Origin of the sequence: Nitrospira moscoviensis (assembly GCF_001273775.1) — a bacterium.
GTDB lineage: Bacteria > Nitrospirota > Nitrospiria > Nitrospirales > Nitrospiraceae > Nitrospira_D > Nitrospira_D moscoviensis.
Window position 1 is genome coordinate 2,669,687 of the sequence record NZ_CP011801.1, and the last position, 17,121, is coordinate 2,686,807.

Sequence of the window (17,121 nt, forward strand, 5' to 3'; positions counted from 1 at the left end):
GTTTGTTTGGTTTATGTGGTTGTCGAACCTACCCCGCTACCCCCTTACCCCCTCTACCCCGTCCCTACCCCCTCTACCCCCGACACCCCTTCTCCAAGATCCACCTGCACCGCCTGCAGGTCCGCCGCTTTGGCTTCCGGTAAGGTGTCGGAGGTAAAGACCCCGGCGCCCAATTCGCTCCCGGCCAGATACTTGAGCCGGCCGGGCATGCGATAGGCTGGATAGCATTCAATGTGGAGGTGGGCTTCCGGATGAGCCTTCCCGTCGGTCGGCGCCTGATGGAAGACCATCACGTAGGGCATCGGCTTGTTCCACAGCCCGTCGTACTTCAGCAAGACGGTTTTGAGCGCCCGGGCGACGTCCCGGCGCTCGCCGGCGGCGAGCGCCGCCAGCGACGGCGCCGCGCGGCGCGGCGCGATCCAGGCTTCGTACGCATAGCGGGCGAACGACGGGACGAAGCCCACCGCCTCGTTGCCGGCGAAGAGCATCCGGCGTCCATCGCGCAGCTCGGCGTCGATGTGGGCCTGCAGCAGGCCGGCGCCGTGATCGCGGTAATAGTCGGCCTGCCGCCCGAGCTCGACCGCCGCCACGGGAGGGATGAACGGAAACGCGTAGAGCTGGCCGTGCGGATGGTGGAGTGTGACGCCGACTTCGACACCGCGATTTTCGAACGGCATCACATAGGCGATGTCCGGACGGCCGCCCAATTCCCGGTAGCGATCGGCCAACGCCTCGAGCACCACGTCGATATGGTCGACGGGCAGGGCCCCGAGCGAAGTCGAGGGGTCCTGCGTGTAGACGACGACTTCACACACGCCGAGCGCGGGCCGTGTCGGGGTGAGGGACGCCGGCGCCTCGGACGCCTCCGGGTGCATCGTCGGGAAGCGATTCTCGAACACCGCCACGTCGTAATTCCCCGCGGGCACTTCGGTCGGTTGGGCGGGATCGGCCGTCGGCGCCAGAGGATTGTAATCGGGCGGCGGCAGAAACGTCCGATGCTGGCGGTGGGCGGCGTAGGCCACCCACTCGCCCCGGAACGGATGCCAGCGGAAGTGGGCGGCGCTGTCGATGCGGTCCGGCGACGGGCTCGGCGCCCCGTCCGCCGTGACGGGCTCGCGGCCGTAGAGGATGAGCCGCCGCCCGTCGGCCTTCGTCCGGACTTCCTTGTGGAGCATGCGCTCCGCGCTCCGCATTCTCATGCCGCCGGCCCTCCGGGCGTCAGCTCCTGCGCCGCGCGCCACTGGCGCCCGCGCGTCGCTTCCGCGATCCGCTCGATCGGAAACTTCGGCCGGCGGTCCGCGTACAGCAGCCCGTTCGCCTCCTGATAGGTGTCGGCGAACTGCGTGTAGCAAAAGCCCGCGAGCAACTGGAGGTCGTGCACGACGTGCAGCAAGTCGACATAGCGCCGCTCGAGATCGTCCGCCGTCTCGCTCCGGGAATAGCCCCAGGTCCGCTCGTCGCCCTGAATCGCGATGCCGCCGAACTCCGACAGGACGATGGGATGGTCGGCGTGCGGCGATCCGCCCTGGAGCAGCAGGATGCGGCCGCCCGGCCGCTCGTGCTGAAAGAGTCGCACCCGCATGTCGGTGGTTTCGTAGCGCCGCGCCATGCGGTGCGGATCGTCGTCATAGTCGTGAATGCCGATGATATCGGTCGCGACGCTTTCCCAGCCGTCGTTGCCGACGACCGGTCTGGTCGGATCGAGCGTTTTGGTCAAATGGTAGAGCGCCTGCACATAGTGCCGTTCGGGCTCGTTGTCCGGCAGGTTCGGCACCCCCCACGATTCGTTGAAGGGCACCCAAGCCATGATGCAGGGATGGTTGTAATCGCGGCGGAGGATCTCTTCCCATTGAAGCTTCACCCGTTCGACCGACTTTCTCGTAAAGCGATAGGCGCTGGGCATCTCCTCCCACACCAAGAGGCCGAGCCGATCGGCCCAATAGAGATAGCGCGGGTCTTCGATCTTCTGGTGTTTGCGGACGCCGTTGAATCCCATCAGCTTGGCCAACTCCACGTCGCGCCTGAGCGCCGCGTCGTCGGGCGGCGTCATGCCGGTGTCCGGCCAATAGCCCTGGTCGAGCACCATCCGCAGCTGCACCGCCCGCCCGTTCAACGTGACGCGGTCGCCCTGGATCGCCACCTCGCGCAGAGCCGCATAACTGTCGACGGTATCGATCACGTCGCCGTGCTTGCTCAACAACTCCAGCCGCACGTCGATCAAGGTGGGCGAGCCGGGGCTCCACAGCAATTGATTGCGGGAGTCGTCGATGCCGGGATCGGAGAGGGCGATGCGCCGGTGCACCTCCCCGATGGACACGCTGTACACGTCCTCGGCGAGCAGCCGGCCGCCGACCTTCAAGGTGGCGCGGATCTTGGCTCCCTCGGCCTCCCGGCCCGCCGTGCCCACATAGAGGCCGATTTCCCAGCGGCTCAGATTGGGGGTGTACCGGACGTCGGCGATGTACGTCGCCGGGAGCCGCTCCAACCACACCGTCTGCCAGATGCCGGTGGTCCGGGGATACCAGATCAGATGCGGCTCGCGCTGCCAGTCCTGCTTGCCGCGCGGCTGCTGCAGGTCGTCCGGCAGATCGACGGCGCGCACCACGAGATCGCGCGACTCGGTCCCCCGCCCCGGTCCCTGCAGCAGGTCGGTCACGTCGAAGGAAAACGGCGTATAGCCGCCTTCATGCGAGCCGAGGCACCGTCCCCCGAGCCACACGGTGGCCAGATAGTCCACCGCGCCGAAATGCAACATCCACCGTTCGCCCGGACGCAGCTTCGGAGGCGCGATCGAGCGGCGGTACCAGCAGGCCCGGAAAAAGCCTTGCTCCTCGATCCCGCTCGCCGGGGTTTCCGGTGCGAACGGCACGGCGATCGTCCGCCGCCACACGACCTCCGAGGGGTGCTCCCATACGCCGTACGGGTCGATGGAAAAGTCCCATTCGCCGTTGAGGCACAGCCAGTCCGTTCGGCGGAGCTCCGGCCGAGGATACCCGATTCGCCCTTCTTCGCAATCCTCTTCCCGCGTCACACGTCACTCATCACCCATCACTCTCTTCATGTCGCTTCGCTCACGCACATCTGCTCCATCCACTGCCGCAAGGCGGCGAGATGCCGGTCTTCCTCCTCGAGCGCCTGACGGAACCGGGCCGCCATGTCGTCCTGACCCAGCTCCTTGGCGACCTTGATCAGCAGCACCCACCCGTCGTTGTCGGCCAACTCGGCCACATGGATCGCATGGAGGCTCTGCGCGATCGTCATCCGGGGATCACTGATGATCTGGAACAGTCCGATGGAGGCGACGGCATTGGTATCCGCCATCGGCGTCACGCAGGTCGGGTCGGCGCCCAGTTGGCGTAGCGCGTCCCAGCAGAGACCGAGGTGCGCGGCCTCTTCGGCGCGGAACTGTTGCAGCTGGTCGATCGACAGCATCGTGGCTTCGTCTTTCCGGATCATGAACTTGCCGATCAGCGCGTCATAGAGGCGGGTTCCGGTCCGCTCGAAGGCCAGCCGGCCGCCGAGCTTGTCGATGAGCACCTCCGCGTGCCGCCCCATGAGTTTTTGCATCCCCGCCTTCGCCGCCCCCTTCAGGGTGCCCGGCACCGGTACCGTGCCGATCGGGTCGGCCGCCGACAGATAGGATGTCCGGTACTCGGCGAGCGTCTGCTCGCTGCCCGGCGAGCTCGGCAGAAACTCGCGCGTCGCCTCCGCCATGGCTTCGGCGCCCTCCGGCGCCATGTCGATGCCGGTCTTATTCATGCCCATGGATTGTGGACTGTCCATTGCCGTCTCCTCCTCTCTTGAGTGAGGTCGTCTGGTCTGTCTGGTCTATCTGGTCTATTTGGTCTATCTCGTCTATCTGGTCTGTCTGTCTCGTCATCGGACGAGATAGACAAGATAGACGGAACAGACGAGATAGACCTTTTCTGGTTACGCCGCTTCTTTCAATCCTCGCCGAGTCGTCAGTTCGCCGCCCGGGGCCCAGCTCCATCCGGCCGCGACGGTTTGCGTGGGCGAGCCGTCCTGGTTCAGCTGCAGCCGGTACTGAAGCGAGCGGTCCGGCTCCTGGCTCTTGTCGACGAAGCGCGTCCCGTCGGCGCGCAGGTTCAGCTCATCGCGCAGCACTTGCCGGACGTACTCCCGGTTGCTCTTGTACGCGATCGGCTCCGGCAACGTTTCGGGAAGGATCTCCGCCGGATCGCGCCGCTCGATCTGCTTGCAGACCTCCATCGCGTATTGAAGATGACCCAGCTCGTAGTCCAGGAACCGTTCCCAGATCGCCTTGACGTGCGGATGCTCTTCCTGCGTCACGCAGCTGTAGTAGTTGTAGACTTCGTTCGCTTCGTGCAAAAGCCACTTCTCGATCCAGCTTTCCGTCGGATCGATGATCGACTCGTACTGCGTGACGTGCTGCTCTTCGATCGACGCGATCTCCGCATAGAGCTGCCGGGCCAGCGGGTCCGCGAACCAGGGCCCGTAGTGCATGTAGTAATCGTGGGTCTGATGCTCGCCGGCCATGATGGTATAGGCGTGGAACTTCGTGAGCGGCTGCGCACGTTTCTTGTCGTAATGCTCCCGCAGATCGTCCAGGGGATCCCGATGTTCGTCCGCCGTCGGCCGGCCCGGCACGATGTCGGTGTACCCCTGCGTGATCGTGTTCGCGTCGATCCCTTGCAACCGGTCGAGCAGCGCCGAGTACCGGTACAGGTGGTCGAAGTCCTCCAGGAGGCCGAAGCGGAGGACCTGCGCGATGTAGGGGTCCGGTTCCACACGCGCCAGCGAGGCCGTGACTTCGATCGCCACCTGCTCGTAGCCGATGGTGGTTTCCAGCGGCGATTGGTCGGCCGGCAGCAGCCAGTTGACCATCGTCTGCTGGTGCTGCTCTTTCCGCCGGATCTTGGCCAACGAGGCTTGCAGCTCTTTGTTCATCCTGGCGCAGGAATGCCCGAAGCGGATGGATTCGGACTCGATGCCGTTCATCAGGATGATGCGGACGCGCGTGAAGGCGTCGACGTTCATCTTGCTGATCGGCTTTTGCACCAGATCCTTCCACGTGAATTTCTGCTGATCGATCGGCGTGCCTTTGTCGCTTAACAGATTGACGGCCATGGAGCCTCCTCAGTGGTTGGTCTGTCTGGTCTATCTCGTCTATCTGGTCTGTTTCGTCTATCTCGTCTATTTGGTCTGTTTGTCTGTCTCGTCTTTGGACCAGATAGACCAGACAGACCACGGCACCAGATAGACCGACGTTAGACGGCTATCGCCGTGCCCGTTTGCAACTCCCGCACATCCACCGTCCGATGCGCGGCGCCGGTACGGCAGTTGTCGCAGCGCCCGCAATCCTCCGGCAACTCGTGGCCGAAATACCGGGTGAGAAACCGCACACGGCATTCGGTGGTCTGCCCGTATTTCATCATCGCATCCAGCCGGTCGCGGTCCGACTGATAGCGCCCCTCATACTCGGTCAAGTACCGGACGAACTCCTCGTCATCGGCGAAGCGCCGCACCGGCTTCAGACGCCGCCCCCGTTCGATGAGGCCGCTGGATTCCAGCAGCGCGGCGATGACTTTCACTTTGTTCTGCGGCAGCCCCGTCGCCGCCGTCAATTCCTTGAGGCTCATGCCGGCGGGCTTTCCTTCGGTCTCGCCGGCGCGCAGCAACGCGCGATAGGCGGCGGCGGAATCCTCCCGCCGCGGATACTTGCCGCCGAGAAAATACGCTTGCACCCGCCGGTCTTCCAGGCGGTAGAGCAGCACGGCCCAAGCCGGCTTGCCGTCGCGCCCGGCCCGCCCCGTCTCCTGCACGTAGCTCTCCGGCGAATCGGGCAGGGAATAATGAACCACCATCCGGAGGTTCGGCTTGTCGATGCCGAGCCCGAAGGCTTTCGTCGCAACCACCAGCCGATACCGATCCTCCATGAACGCCTGTTGCGTCCGGTGCCGGTCCTTCGCGCTCAGTTTTCCGTGATACAGTCCGGCGGCCACGCCGGCCTGCTTGAGCCGGCCGAACAACGCGACCGCCTCGCGGATCGTCGCGACGTAGACGAGGCCGGGCCCGTCGCGGGGACCGCCGCGCAGCAGTTCCATCAGACGCTCGTCCTTCTCCGCTTCGTTGACCGTCCGGCGAACCTCATACATCAGATTCTCGCGATAGCTCCCGACGTTGACGACCACGGCATCGGGAATGTCCAATTGCCGGAGGATGTCGGCGGCGACGGCGGGCGTGGCCGTGGCGGTCAGGGCCAGGACCGGCGGCCGGCCGATCTCCCGCACCGCGCGCCGGATCGCCAGATAGGCCGGACGGAAATCGTGTCCCCATTGCGAGACACAGTGGGCCTCGTCCACCACCATCAGCGACACCCCCGTCCGGCGGAGCATCGCGAGCGAGTCCTCCTGTTCCAACCGTTCCGGCGTCACGTAGATCAACTCCGGCTCGCCTTCCCAGATATCGTCCACCGTGTTCCGTTCGTCCCGAGCCGAGAGCGTGCTGTCCAGCTTGGCGACCGGGATCGCGCGGCCTTCGAGCTTGTCCTGCTGATCCTTCATCAATGAAATCAACGGCGACACCACCACCACGGCATGCGGCAAGAACAACGCGGGGAGCTGGTAGCAGAGCGACTTGCCGCCGCCGGTAGGTAGAATCCCGAGCGCATCCCGCCCCTGCATGACGGCGTCGATCAACGCTTCCTGGCCGGGCCGGTAGGCCGTCACGCCGAGGCGCCGTTTGGCCTTGCGCACGTTCTCAGGAGTCCAGGGGAGCGCTTGATTCATGCGAGACGACCAGATGACGACACTTCACGGCGTGGGCGCGGATGAGGTGGTGCAAGACTGCCGCCACCGAACCGCGGCGCCGAGCCCGCGAAATTCCCGCTCGGCGCCCTTCGGAGTCGCCGCAAGGAGTGCTCCGGCCCCGACAGTCTGTCCAGTCGGAGACAAACCGCGCGGATACGTGAACATCCACGCCCGTGTCGAACGATACGCGCATGGGGCGACCGGTGCGAACTGGTAGAACCGATGGTCTTTCGGCGGTTGGTCTATAGTCTTCACGCCTCATCGCAAGGCACGGATTCTGCTCCACACCTTCTCATGCAATTGCACTGGAGGAACATATGAAAGCGGTGGTGTTTCACGGCATCGGCGATATTCGCCTTGACGACGTTCCTGAACCGCGGATCCAAGGCCCCACCGATGCGGTGGTGCGGATCACTGCGAGCGCCATCTGCGGCACGGACCTGCACATGATCCGCGGGACGCTGCCGGGGATGAAACCGGGCACCATCCTCGGCCACGAAGCCGTCGGGGTCGTCGAAGAAGTGGGGCACGACGTGCGCAATCTCCAACCGGGCGACCGCTGCGTGATTCCCTCGACCATCGCCTGCGGCTCCTGCTCCTACTGCCGGGCCGGCTACTATGCGCAGTGCGATCATGCGAACCCGAACGGCCCGCGGGCCGGCACCTGCTTTTTCGGCGGGCCGGCGTCATCGGGACCCGTGCAGGGCCTCCAGGCCGACTACGCGCGCATCCCTTTCGCCAACGTGGGATTGGTCAAGCTGCCGGACGCGATCGACGACGACCGTGCGATCATGCTCTCGGACATTTTCCCGACCGGCTACTTTGGCGCGGACATCGCCGAAATCGAGCCGGGCGACACCGTGGCCGTCTTCGGATGCGGACCCGTCGGGTTGTTTACGATCGCGAGCGCCAAACTTTTGGACGCCGGGCGCATCTTCGCGGTGGACTGCATTCCGTCCCGCCTGGACATGGCGCGGGCGCAGGGCGCCGAAGTGATCGACTTCAACGCGGAGGATCCGGTCGAGGCCGTCACACGATTGACGGGCGGCATCGGCGTGGACCGCGCCGTCGATGCGGTGGGGGTGGATGCGATGAGCGCGGAACGGGGCCCGGCGGCCGAACAGGCGCGCCGGCAGGCGCAACAGTTCCAGCAGGAAGTCCAGCAGATCACCTCCGACACGAATCCCAAAGGCGACAACTGGCACCCGGGCGACGCGCCGTCCCAGGCGATCAGCTGGGCCGTGAAGGCGCTGGCCAAGGCCGGCACCCTCTCGGTCATCGGAGTCTATCCCGAGACCGACCGCTTCTTCCCGCTGGGGACGGCGATGAACAAGAACCTCTCCATCAACATGGGCAACTGCCATCACCGCCGGTATATCCCCATCCTGGTGGAGCTCGTCCGAAGCGGGAGCATCGACCCGGCGGACGTGCTCACGCAGGTCGAGCCGTTGACGTCGGCCGTCGACGCGTACAAGGCGTTCGACCGCCGGCAGCCGGGATGGATCAAAGTCGAGCTGAAGCCGGGGGCTTCGGCGGAACCCCGGGCGGCTTAGCTACCGCTGCCGGTGCCGGTCTGCCCGACACTCTCTATTCCCGCCGGTACCCCGAAGCCGACGAGGAACGCAGAGGCTGTTCCACTTCATCGAAGCTCTGATTGAGGTCCTTCGCCGCCAGTTGCACGGCTTGCCGGGCATCGGGCACGACGGCTCCCATGCCGAAAAATTCGTGCGTGACGCCTTCGAAGTTCCGGTACGTCACCGGCACGCCGGCTCGCCGCAGCCGCTCCGCATACCGCCGGCCGTCCGAACGCAGCGGATCGATCCCGGCGGTAATCACCGTGGTCGGCGGCAGGCCGGCCGGATCGGCCTCCACCAGCGAAATGCGCGGATCGCCGGCGTCGGACGGGCTCTGCAGATACTTCTCGAAGAACCACTGCATCATGGCTTTGTTGAGCGGCCTGGCATCGGCGTTTTCTTCGTACGACGGAGTGGAGAAGTCGTACCCGGTGACGGGATAAATCAGCACCTGATGCACCGGGAGCGGCAGGCGGCGCTGGCGGGCCATCAGTGAGACGCCCGCGGCCAAATTGCCGCCGGCGCTCTCTCCCGCCACGGCCACGAGCCGGGGATCGCCGTCGATCTCCTGCGCATTGCGCAGGGCCCATTTGTACGCGGCGTAGGCGTCCTCGTGGGCGGCGGGGAAGCGATGCTCCGGCGCCTTGCGGTACTCGACGGACATGACGATGGCGTTGGTCGCGTTGGCCAGCGCCCGGGCCGAGGCGTCATAGGTGTCGACCGTCGCGATCACCCACCCGCCGCCGTGGTAGTAGACGATGACGGGAAATGGCCCGTAGCCGCTCGGCGTATAGATGCGAACCGGGATCGGCCCGCCGGGGCCGGGGATCGTCCGGTTTTCGATGCGGGCGATCGGCTGCGGATCGGTGCTCTTGTCCTGCTCCTTCAACACTTCTTTCACCGCCTGCGCGACCGTCGGCTGCCGGCGCGCCTCTTCCGCCGAGAGCGACGTCAGCGGCTTGGGATCCAGCTCCTGATATTCCCGGAGCACCGCCGCCATCTCGGGATCGGCCCGCTCCTTGGTGGCGGCCACCGCTTGCTTGGTGTGCTCTTGGGGAGGCTCGACGGCCGTCCGTTCCCGGCCGCCGTAGGTTTCCGTCGAGGATTGGCACGCGGCCAGGGTCAGGACCGCGACCACGGCGCCGGCTATCCCGCATATTGTGTTCGTCATACGCGTTCCTTTCGTGCGTAGCGGCGCAATCCTCAGGCGGTCTTCTTGGGCCATGTGCGTCGGCGGCTGACACCCGCCGTGAGAGGACCTTCCGCAATTGTTCGGCCATTTTCCACTCGCGCTGGCGATCGATTCTTCCATGAGCCTTCACTGTAAGGAATATCCGGCAGCCTCGTTGCCTGGATTCACCACTGGCGCCGAGGGGAAACCGCCCTAGAGAAGACGCGTCCGACCGTTCCCACGACGGACCGCATGCAGGCAAGGGATTCCGCAGTGATGCGGCGGCGGTTCACTACGCGAAACTAGCGTCGAAGACAGGCGCGCGTGAGCATGAGACATGAGCCATCTTTGGCCGGAAGCATGCGAGGTTCCACTAGGCAAGCCCCTGGCGTGGCAGAGATGAGGAAGACATTATGATGGCACAACAGCATGCACCGCGCACCCTTAGCGATGAGGTTGAGTCATGACACCCCCTGTGAAAGAACCAGCGCCGGCGTCCCCTTATCGGATCGTCAAAGAACGACTCCGCGCGTTGAGCGAATTGGAAGACTGGCTGGAGCGGCCGATGCAATGGCTGGGGGTTCTTTGGCTGGCCCTCGTCATTCTCGATCTCGTCGGCCCGCCCAACCGCCTGCTGCAATGGCTGGCCGGCGGACTATGGGCGCTGTTTGTCTTCGACTTCGCCCTCCGCTTCGCCCTCGCGCCCCGCAAATCAGACTATCTGAAGCGTAATGGGCTCACGGCGGTGTCGCTGATCATCCCGGCTTTGAGGATTTTTCGCCTGCCGGCCGCCGTGTCGGCCTTCCGCGTGGCGCGCGGACTGCGCCTTGCCCGCATGGTCGGCAGCGTTAACCGTGCCATGTTCGCCTTGCGGCGGATAGCCGGACACGGCGGATTCCGTTACGTGTTCCTGCTCACGCTGGCTGTCCTCCTGCTTGGTTCGGCGGGGATCTACACCTTCGAACGCGAGGGCGGCGGCCTCCCCGACTTCAGCGCGGCGCTGTGGTGGACCAGTATGATGCTGACCACGATGGGGTCCGATTATTGGCCCAAGACGCCGGAGGGACGTGTCCTGGCCGTGCTGCTGGCGCTGTACGCGTTCGCCGTGTTCGGGTACGTGACGGCCACGATCGCGTCTTTTCTCATCGGATCTGACGCCGGACGGCACGCTGAAACCGAGGATGAACTGCGCAAGCTCCGTGGAGAACTGGCTCAGTTGCGAGCCAGTCTGACCGGAATGAATCGGACTCCGGGCCCTGGGTGATGGGTGTGAGGTCTTTCTCGACCGAAACTTTCAGCTTCGAGCAACGGCATGTCACTTGCCCCACTGCGACGACAGCAGAATCTCCTTCGGCTGCTCAACCAAGCCGTGTAGCCTCTCGGGATCTCATCCAGACATGCGGCCACAACAACGATCAACCCCATCGCCAGATCGCATGGCTGGAGACCAGATCCAAACAAGCCCCGCCGCAGACGCTCGTCGCGGCACAGCGTGGGCCTCGGCAGTTCCCGATCCGCTCTGGATTCCGGCGGTGGTCGGGGGGTTGATCCTCGCCGTCGGCGGCCTCGGATGGCTGGTCGGCCGGCCGTGGCTCTCGCTAGTCTCGGGCCGACGGCCTACTTGCTGGCGCATTCGCCGTCGCAAGAGTCCGCCCGCGCCTATAACGTCATCGCCGGTCATCTGATCGGTCTGTGCGCGACCTTCTCGGCGGTCACCGTCCTCGGCGCCGGTGAGACGCCGTCCGTTTTCACCACGCATGAGCTAGCCGGCGCCCGTGTACTGGCGTCCGGGCTCGCTTTGATCGTCGCCGTCGCCGTCGAGTTGTGGCTCGGCGCCTCCCATCCGCCGGCCGCGGCGACTGTCTTGCTGATCACGCTCGGCGGCCTTCCCGTCTCTCTGCAGAGCGCGAGCACCGTCGTCATCGGCGTGCTGCTGATCGCGCTTCTCGGTGAACCGCTCAGGCGACTGAGAGCCACGGCGTGACGGGGCCATGAGAGCATCGGCACCAGGCTTGCACTATTCCGTCATCCATCAACCGACTATGCATTCCCCTGGCCGACACCACGGAGGCGACGATGAAAGAGACGCGCGACAGCATTGCCGATGTCTGGGGTCCCCGCACGCCTTATCGCGATCAGTGGCCCGTGCGGGTCGATGAACGGACGGTGGCGCAACCGGACCGGTGGGTGCCGTCGGCCTGCCTCCTCTGCTCCTACGGCTGCGGCATCGACATCGGCGTGAAGGACGGCCGCATCGTCGGCGTACGCGGCCGTGAATCCGACCGGACCAACCACGGCCGGCTGGGCCCCAAAGGTCTGCACGGCTGGGCGGCCAACCATTCCGCCGATCGCCTCACGACGCCGTTGATCCGCCGCAAAGGCGAGTTGCAACCGGCGAGCTGGGATGAGGCGATGGACCTGATCGTGCGCCGCTCCAAAGAATTGATCGACCGGCACACGGGCAACTCCATCGCCTTTTACACCAGCGGGCAATTGTATTTGGAGGAATATTACACGCTCGGCATCATCGGCAAAGCCGGGATCGGCACGCCGCACATGGACGGCAACACCAGGCTGTGTACCGCCACGGCGGATTTTTCGCTGAAAGAATCCTTCGGCACCGACGGCCAGCCCGGGTCATACGAAGATGTGGACCTGGCCGATGCGCTCATGCTCGTCGGGCACAATGTCGCCTCGCAACAGACCGTCATGTGGATGCGCATCTTGGACCGGCGCGCCGGACCGAATCCACCCAAGCTCGTCGTCATCGATCCGCGACGGACGGACACCGCCAAGGAAGCCGACGTCCATTTGGCGCTGCGCCTCGGCACCAACGTGGCGCTGCTCAACGGGCTCCAGCATCTGCTGATCAAGCACGGCTGGATCGACCGCTCCTTCATCGAGACCCACACCGTGGGATTCGAGAAGCTGGCGCACCTGGTCTCGACCTGGACGTCCGATCGCGTAGAGCGGGTCACCGGCGTGCCGCAACGGGAGTTGATGAAGGCCGCGGAGATCATCGGCCGGACGCCGCGGCTCATGTCCACCGTGCTGCAGGGCGTCTATCAATCGATGCAGGCGACGGCCGCGGCGGTGCAGATCAACAACATCCAGTTGCTGCGCGGCATGATCGGCAAGCCCGGCTGCACGGTGCTTCAAATGAACGGCCAGCCGACGGCGGAGAACACCCGCGAGTGCGGCGCCGACGGCGATTTCCCCGCCTTCCGCAATTGGGAGAACGAAGACCATATGCAGGAGATGGCCCGCATCTGGAACGTCGAGCGCGCCAAGCTGCCGACCTACGCGCCGCCGACGCATGCCATGCAGATCTTCCGCTACGCCGAAGAGGGCACCGTCAAGATGCTCTGGATCAGCGGGACCAATCCCGCCGTGTCGCTGCCCGAGCTGGCCCGCATCCGGCGCATCCTGAACCTGCGCAGCCTCTTCGTCGTCGTGCAGGACGCCTTCCGCACCGAGACGACCGAACACGCCGACGTGGTGCTGCCGGCGGCGCTCTGGGGCGAGAAAACCGGCTGCTACACGAACGTGGACCGGACGGTGCATCTTTCGGAGAAGGCGATCGAGCCGCCCGGTCAGGCCACATCGGACTTCGATATTTTCGTGGACTATGCGCGCCGTATGAACTTCAGCGACAAGGACGGGGCGCCGCTGGTGAAGTGGGCCACGCCGGAAGACTGTTTCGAAGCCTGGAAGCTCTGCTCGAAAGGCCGGCCTTGTGACTACAGCGGCATGAGCTACGCGAAGCTCCGCGGCTCGGCGGGCATTCAATGGCCCTGCACCGAGCAGGCGCCGAACGGCACGCCCCGTCTCTACAACGATCATCGGTTCAATACGCAGGCGGACTACTGCGAGACATACGGCCATGATTTGACCACGGGCGCCGTCAATACGCCGGAGAAATATCGCGCGCGCGATCCGCAGGGGAAGGCGTTCCTCCATGCCGTCGAGTATCAGCCGCCGCACGAGGAGCCGGACGAGGACTATCCCTTCCGGGTCACGACCGGCCGCATCGTCTATCACTGGCACACGCGAACGAAGACGGGCCGCTCCAGGGAACTGAACGAGGCGGCGCCGGACGCCTTCATCCAGATGCACGAAGATGATGCGGCTCGGCTCGGGGTCCGGGACGGCGACTGGGTCGAAGTGGCGTCGCGGCGCGGCCACGTGACGGCCCGCGCGAAGCTCGGCGACATCCTGCCCGGCCATCTGTTCATTCCCTTTCACTACGGCTATTGGGACGACCCGGATCGGGCGCGCGCGGCGAACGAGCTCACGCTCACCGAATGGGACCCGGTGAGCAAGCAGCCCTACTTCAAGTTCTCGGCCGCAAGAGCCAAGAAGGTCTCGGGCGCCCCCATCGTCGAGAAAGTCGCGCAGGTCGCGGAATCGGTCACGGGCAAGCTCAAGAACACGGCGACGGAGCTCATGGATATGCCCGGCAAGATCGCCAAAGCCGTTTCGACGGCGGACGACGAGCGGCCGGTCAACGTGTTCCTCGGGATGGCGTTCCAGGGCGAGCGCCACCTGGTCGAGGCGTTCAAACAGGTGGCGCAGCAACACATGGCCGAGCCGGATATCCACGCCACCTGCAGGCTCATGGCGTCGTGGAGCCAGGAACAGGCCGAAGGCCTGAAGCCGTTCATCGCGGCCTATCACAAGGACCGGAGCAAGGACCCCGAGGGGTCCGTCAAGAGCTTATTCGAGGGACCGCGGAGCGGGGGACTCGGGCTACTGCGCGATCTGCATGATTTGTGGCTGGCGGCGAACGAAGTTCACCTCGACTACGAGGCGGTCAAGCAAGCGGCCAAGGCGCTGCACGATCAGGCCCTCGTAGAGACGTGCGAGCGGCACCTGAATCAGACCGATCGGCAATTGGCCTGGCTGCGGACCCGCATCGACCAAGCGTCGCCGCAGACGTTGGTGGTGTCGTAACCAGCGACCGACGGCGGTTGACCAGTGACGAGTGATGAGTGCCGGCCGCCGGCTCAGCCGTATTTCAGCTTGAGGATCAGGTTGGTTGCCGCCAACACGAAGGTGATGCCGTTGGTGAGCATGATCGGCAACGAGTCGATCCAGAGACCGTAGAAAAACCAACAGGCGACGCCGGTCGTGAACGACGCCAGCATCGGCAGCGACAAGTCTTTCGCCGACTTCGTCTTCCAAGTGCGGACGACCTGCGGCAGGAACGCGACGGTCGTCAACGTGCCGGCCACGAGACCCAATGCGGTGGTCATGTTCATACCTCAACTCCCCTTCTCCACCTGCACGTCCAGCTCGCCGTCGAGCTTGACCACATCGACGTGGACGCCTTGCGCCCCCCGCTGGAAATGGAGATCCACGGCCGCCTGCCCGACGCGCAGCTTGCGCAGCTCGAGGCGGTCGAGAAAATCGGGCAAGAGCGGCCGGACGATGCGGAGCCGTTTGCCGAAGCCGTCCGGCGCCAAGCCGAGCAGGGTCGTCAAAAGGAACGGCATCGCGCCGGAGGCCCAGGCCTGCGGATGGCAGGCGACGGGATAGTTGATCGGAATTTCATACTCCGCCCGGCCGAAGCCGCAAAAGACTTCCGGCAGCTGGTGCGTGCGGAAATGGAAGGCGGCGTCGAACAGGCCGTGGAAAATGCGCAGGGCGTCGCCGTCCCGTCCGTAGCGGCGGCAGCCCGCCGCGATGATGGAGTTGTCGTGCGGCCAGACCGTGCCGAGATGGTAGCCGATCGGATTGTAGGCGCGTTCTTCGGACGACAACGTGCGCACGCCCCATCCGCTGAACATGTCCTCGGCCATGAGCCGCCCGATCGTCCGCTCCGCTTTGTCGGTGTCCGCGATCCCGGTCCACAGCGCCTGTCCGGGGTTGGACGAGATGACGGCGGCGGGCCGCCCGTCCGCCTGCAGCGCGAGGGCGTAACAGCCCCGATCCTCCATCCAAAAGTCCCGGTTGAACCGCTCCCGCAATCGGCGCGCTTCGCGTCTCACGCGTTCGGCCCGTTCCGGATCCCCGTCCCGCTCCAACAATCCCGCGATGCCCAGTTTGGCCGCATAGGCATACCCCTGCACTTCGACGAGGGCGATCGGCGGCTGCGCCAGGCTTCCGTCGGCGTTGACGATGGCATCGCCCGAATCCTTCCATCCCTTGTTGATGAGCCGCTCTTTCGCGCGGCTCACATACGCAAGGTACCCCTCGCCGTGTCGGTCGCCGTACCGATCCATCCAAGCCAGAGCCCGTTCGACGTGCGTCCGCAAGGCGTCGAACAGGCGCAGCGACCCGGTCCAGGCCGCGTGCTCCGCGATCAGCATCAGGAAGAGAGGCGTGGCGTCGACTGTGCCGTAGAACGGAGTATGGGGAATCACGCCGATGTTGGCCATTTCGCCGACACGCAGCTCGTGGAGAATCTTCCCGGGCTGCTCGTCGCGCCAGGGATCGTCTTGCGTGCCTTGATATTGCGCCAGCAATCGAAGCGTCTGCTCGGCGACGCCCGGATGGTACGCCAGCATTTGCCAGGCGGTGATCAGGCTGTCGCGGCCGAAGAGGGTGACGAACCACGGCACGCCCGCCGCAAAATAGGTCTCGTCTTTCAAATGGCTGCGCAGGACGCGCAAACCGCGGAACGATCGCTCCATCAGCTGATCCAGGGACGATCCGTTGCTCGACACGTCGGTGACGTCCCGCATCCAGGCCTGCGTTTCCCGCTCAAGATCGGCTTCCAGCGCCGCCAGATCCGCCGGATCGGGTTTCCGCCGGCGGGCAAGGCCGTCTTGCGACTCTTCGATCACGAGCGCGAGATCCAGCTGGTGCCGGCCCCGGGGACCCATGCGCACCAGAAATTCCGCGGTCGTCCCGTGGCGGCGCTCGGGGGTCTGCATGTAGTGGACCGTCAGCGCGCGAACGACACCGTCCTTGCCGTCATAGGACAGCCTCAACCGCTCGCCTTCCCAGGAAGGCGGATGCAGCGTGCCGAATCGCTTGGGAAGCAGGCCCCGCACGGCGAAGAGGTCCTCGAAGGCCGACCGGATCGTCAGCGTGATCGAGAACTCGATCGCGCGGAGCGTGAAGTTCCGGAAGACCAGACGGTCGCGCAGCGCCGGGATCTCGCTGTCGACGAGGCGCCGCCAGGTGATGCCGATCTCCTCCTTGTCGACGATGGCCCCGTCGGGCCGCTCGATGCGGGGGTTCGTCAGGGTGAAGATTCCGACGGCCCCTTGCGCGGCCGACGCCGAGAGGTGGGCCGGCTGCTGCCCGGCCAGCGTGAGCTCATAGCCGTTCACATAGCGGCAGTCGTGATAGTAGAGCCCCAGACCGTGCTCGTTCTGCAGCGGCACGTTGCCGTCCCGCTGCGCGACGAAGAACACGTTCTCGTTCTTGACGACGACCGCGTCCGCCAGGCTTTCGACGTCCGTGGGACGCCCTTTCGTCAGTGTCTCGTCCCGCCGGTCGCTTCGGTCGGCCGCCTGCACCAGCGCGGCCGGGGCCGCGGGAAGCGCAAACGGCCACGCCATAGACCAGCGCAGAAATGTACGTCGCGGAATCATCGGCCTCACCGCCTTTGTCGAATGGTCCGAGGTCGGTCATC

General features: G+C 65.2%; 13 protein-coding genes. 5 read left to right on the top strand and 8 right to left on the bottom strand.

The genetic code is table 11. The features are described from left to right. Window positions 1-53 precede the first annotated feature (53 nt). The 4 genes from galT to NITMOv2_RS13085 form a co-directional block, all read right to left on the bottom strand. Complete coding sequence (galT, locus tag NITMOv2_RS13070; RefSeq protein WP_202967219.1) at window positions 54-1,199, bottom strand: galactose-1-phosphate uridylyltransferase; 1,146 nt, start codon at window positions 1,197-1,199, stop codon at window positions 54-56. Beyond that, entirely contained in the window at window positions 1,196-3,031 is a 1,836-nt protein-coding gene (locus tag NITMOv2_RS13075; protein WP_053380294.1) for a glycoside hydrolase family 2 protein, read from the bottom strand. The genes galT and NITMOv2_RS13075 overlap by 4 nt, the downstream gene beginning before the upstream one ends. 26 nt (window positions 3,032-3,057) lie before the next feature. Further along, window positions 3,058-3,783, bottom strand: a complete 726-nt coding sequence (locus NITMOv2_RS13080; protein ID WP_145976319.1) for a ferritin-like domain-containing protein — start codon at window positions 3,781-3,783, stop codon at window positions 3,058-3,060. 147 nt (window positions 3,784-3,930) lie between these two features. Further along, complete coding sequence (locus NITMOv2_RS13085) at window positions 3,931-5,109, bottom strand: hypothetical protein (RefSeq protein WP_053380296.1); 1,179 nt, start codon at window positions 5,107-5,109, stop codon at window positions 3,931-3,933. On the opposite strand from NITMOv2_RS13085, the gene NITMOv2_RS24690 reads away from it, so the two are divergent. Further along, window positions 5,108-5,242: a hypothetical protein gene (locus NITMOv2_RS24690; protein ID WP_274519465.1), complete on the top strand. Its 135-nt coding sequence runs from the start codon at window positions 5,108-5,110 to the stop codon at window positions 5,240-5,242. The two genes, NITMOv2_RS13085 and NITMOv2_RS24690, sit on opposite strands and share 2 nt — an antisense overlap. A gap of 7 nt (window positions 5,243-5,249) precedes the next feature. On the opposite strand, the gene NITMOv2_RS13090 is transcribed toward NITMOv2_RS24690, so the two are convergent. Next, window positions 5,250-6,770 carry a RecQ family ATP-dependent DNA helicase gene (locus NITMOv2_RS13090; RefSeq protein WP_053380297.1) on the bottom strand — a complete coding sequence of 507 codons (1,521 nt, stop codon included), beginning with the start codon at window positions 6,768-6,770 and terminating at the stop codon, window positions 5,250-5,252. Window positions 6,771-7,108: 338 nt separating this feature from the next. Here NITMOv2_RS13090 and NITMOv2_RS13095 point away from each other — a divergent pair, with 338 nt between their 5' ends. Continuing rightward, window positions 7,109-8,344, top strand: coding sequence for a zinc-dependent alcohol dehydrogenase (locus tag NITMOv2_RS13095; RefSeq protein WP_053380298.1), 1,236 nt, complete (start codon window positions 7,109-7,111; stop codon window positions 8,342-8,344). Window positions 8,345-8,378: 34 nt separating this feature from the next. Here the strand turns inward: NITMOv2_RS13095 and NITMOv2_RS13100 are convergent, their stop codons facing one another. Continuing rightward, window positions 8,379-9,536 (bottom strand): alpha/beta hydrolase, encoded by a 1,158-nt coding sequence (locus NITMOv2_RS13100; RefSeq protein WP_083447996.1) that lies wholly within the window; start codon window positions 9,534-9,536, stop codon window positions 8,379-8,381. A 463-nt stretch (window positions 9,537-9,999) separates the two neighbouring features. Between NITMOv2_RS13100 and NITMOv2_RS13105 the strand changes: the two genes are divergently transcribed. The 3 genes from NITMOv2_RS13105 to NITMOv2_RS13115 all read left to right on the top strand — a co-directional run bounded on the left by NITMOv2_RS13105 (window position 10,000) and on the right by NITMOv2_RS13115 (window position 14,489). After that, on the top strand, window positions 10,000-10,800 hold the full coding sequence (locus tag NITMOv2_RS13105; RefSeq protein ID WP_053380299.1) for a potassium channel family protein: 801 nt from the start codon (window positions 10,000-10,002) through the stop codon (window positions 10,798-10,800). Window positions 10,801-11,124: 324 nt separating this feature from the next. Then, on the top strand, window positions 11,125-11,520 hold the full coding sequence (locus NITMOv2_RS13110; protein ID WP_187299202.1) for an HPP family protein: 396 nt from the start codon (window positions 11,125-11,127) through the stop codon (window positions 11,518-11,520). Between the two features lie 92 nt (window positions 11,521-11,612). Beyond that, window positions 11,613-14,489 carry a molybdopterin oxidoreductase family protein gene (locus NITMOv2_RS13115; RefSeq protein WP_053380301.1) on the top strand — a complete coding sequence of 959 codons (2,877 nt, stop codon included), beginning with the start codon at window positions 11,613-11,615 and terminating at the stop codon, window positions 14,487-14,489. Window positions 14,490-14,542: 53 nt separating this feature from the next. Here the strand turns inward: NITMOv2_RS13115 and NITMOv2_RS13120 are convergent, their stop codons facing one another. Continuing rightward, a complete protein-coding gene (locus tag NITMOv2_RS13120) occupies window positions 14,543-14,797 on the bottom strand; it encodes a SemiSWEET family sugar transporter (protein ID WP_053380302.1) in 255 nt (84 codons plus the stop codon). A gap of 3 nt (window positions 14,798-14,800) precedes the next feature. After that, the gene (locus NITMOv2_RS13125; protein WP_083447997.1) at window positions 14,801-17,080 is read right to left on the bottom strand and encodes an amylo-alpha-1,6-glucosidase; all 2,280 of its coding nucleotides are present in this window, start codon (window positions 17,078-17,080) and stop codon (window positions 14,801-14,803) included. Window positions 17,081-17,121 lie beyond the last annotated feature (41 nt).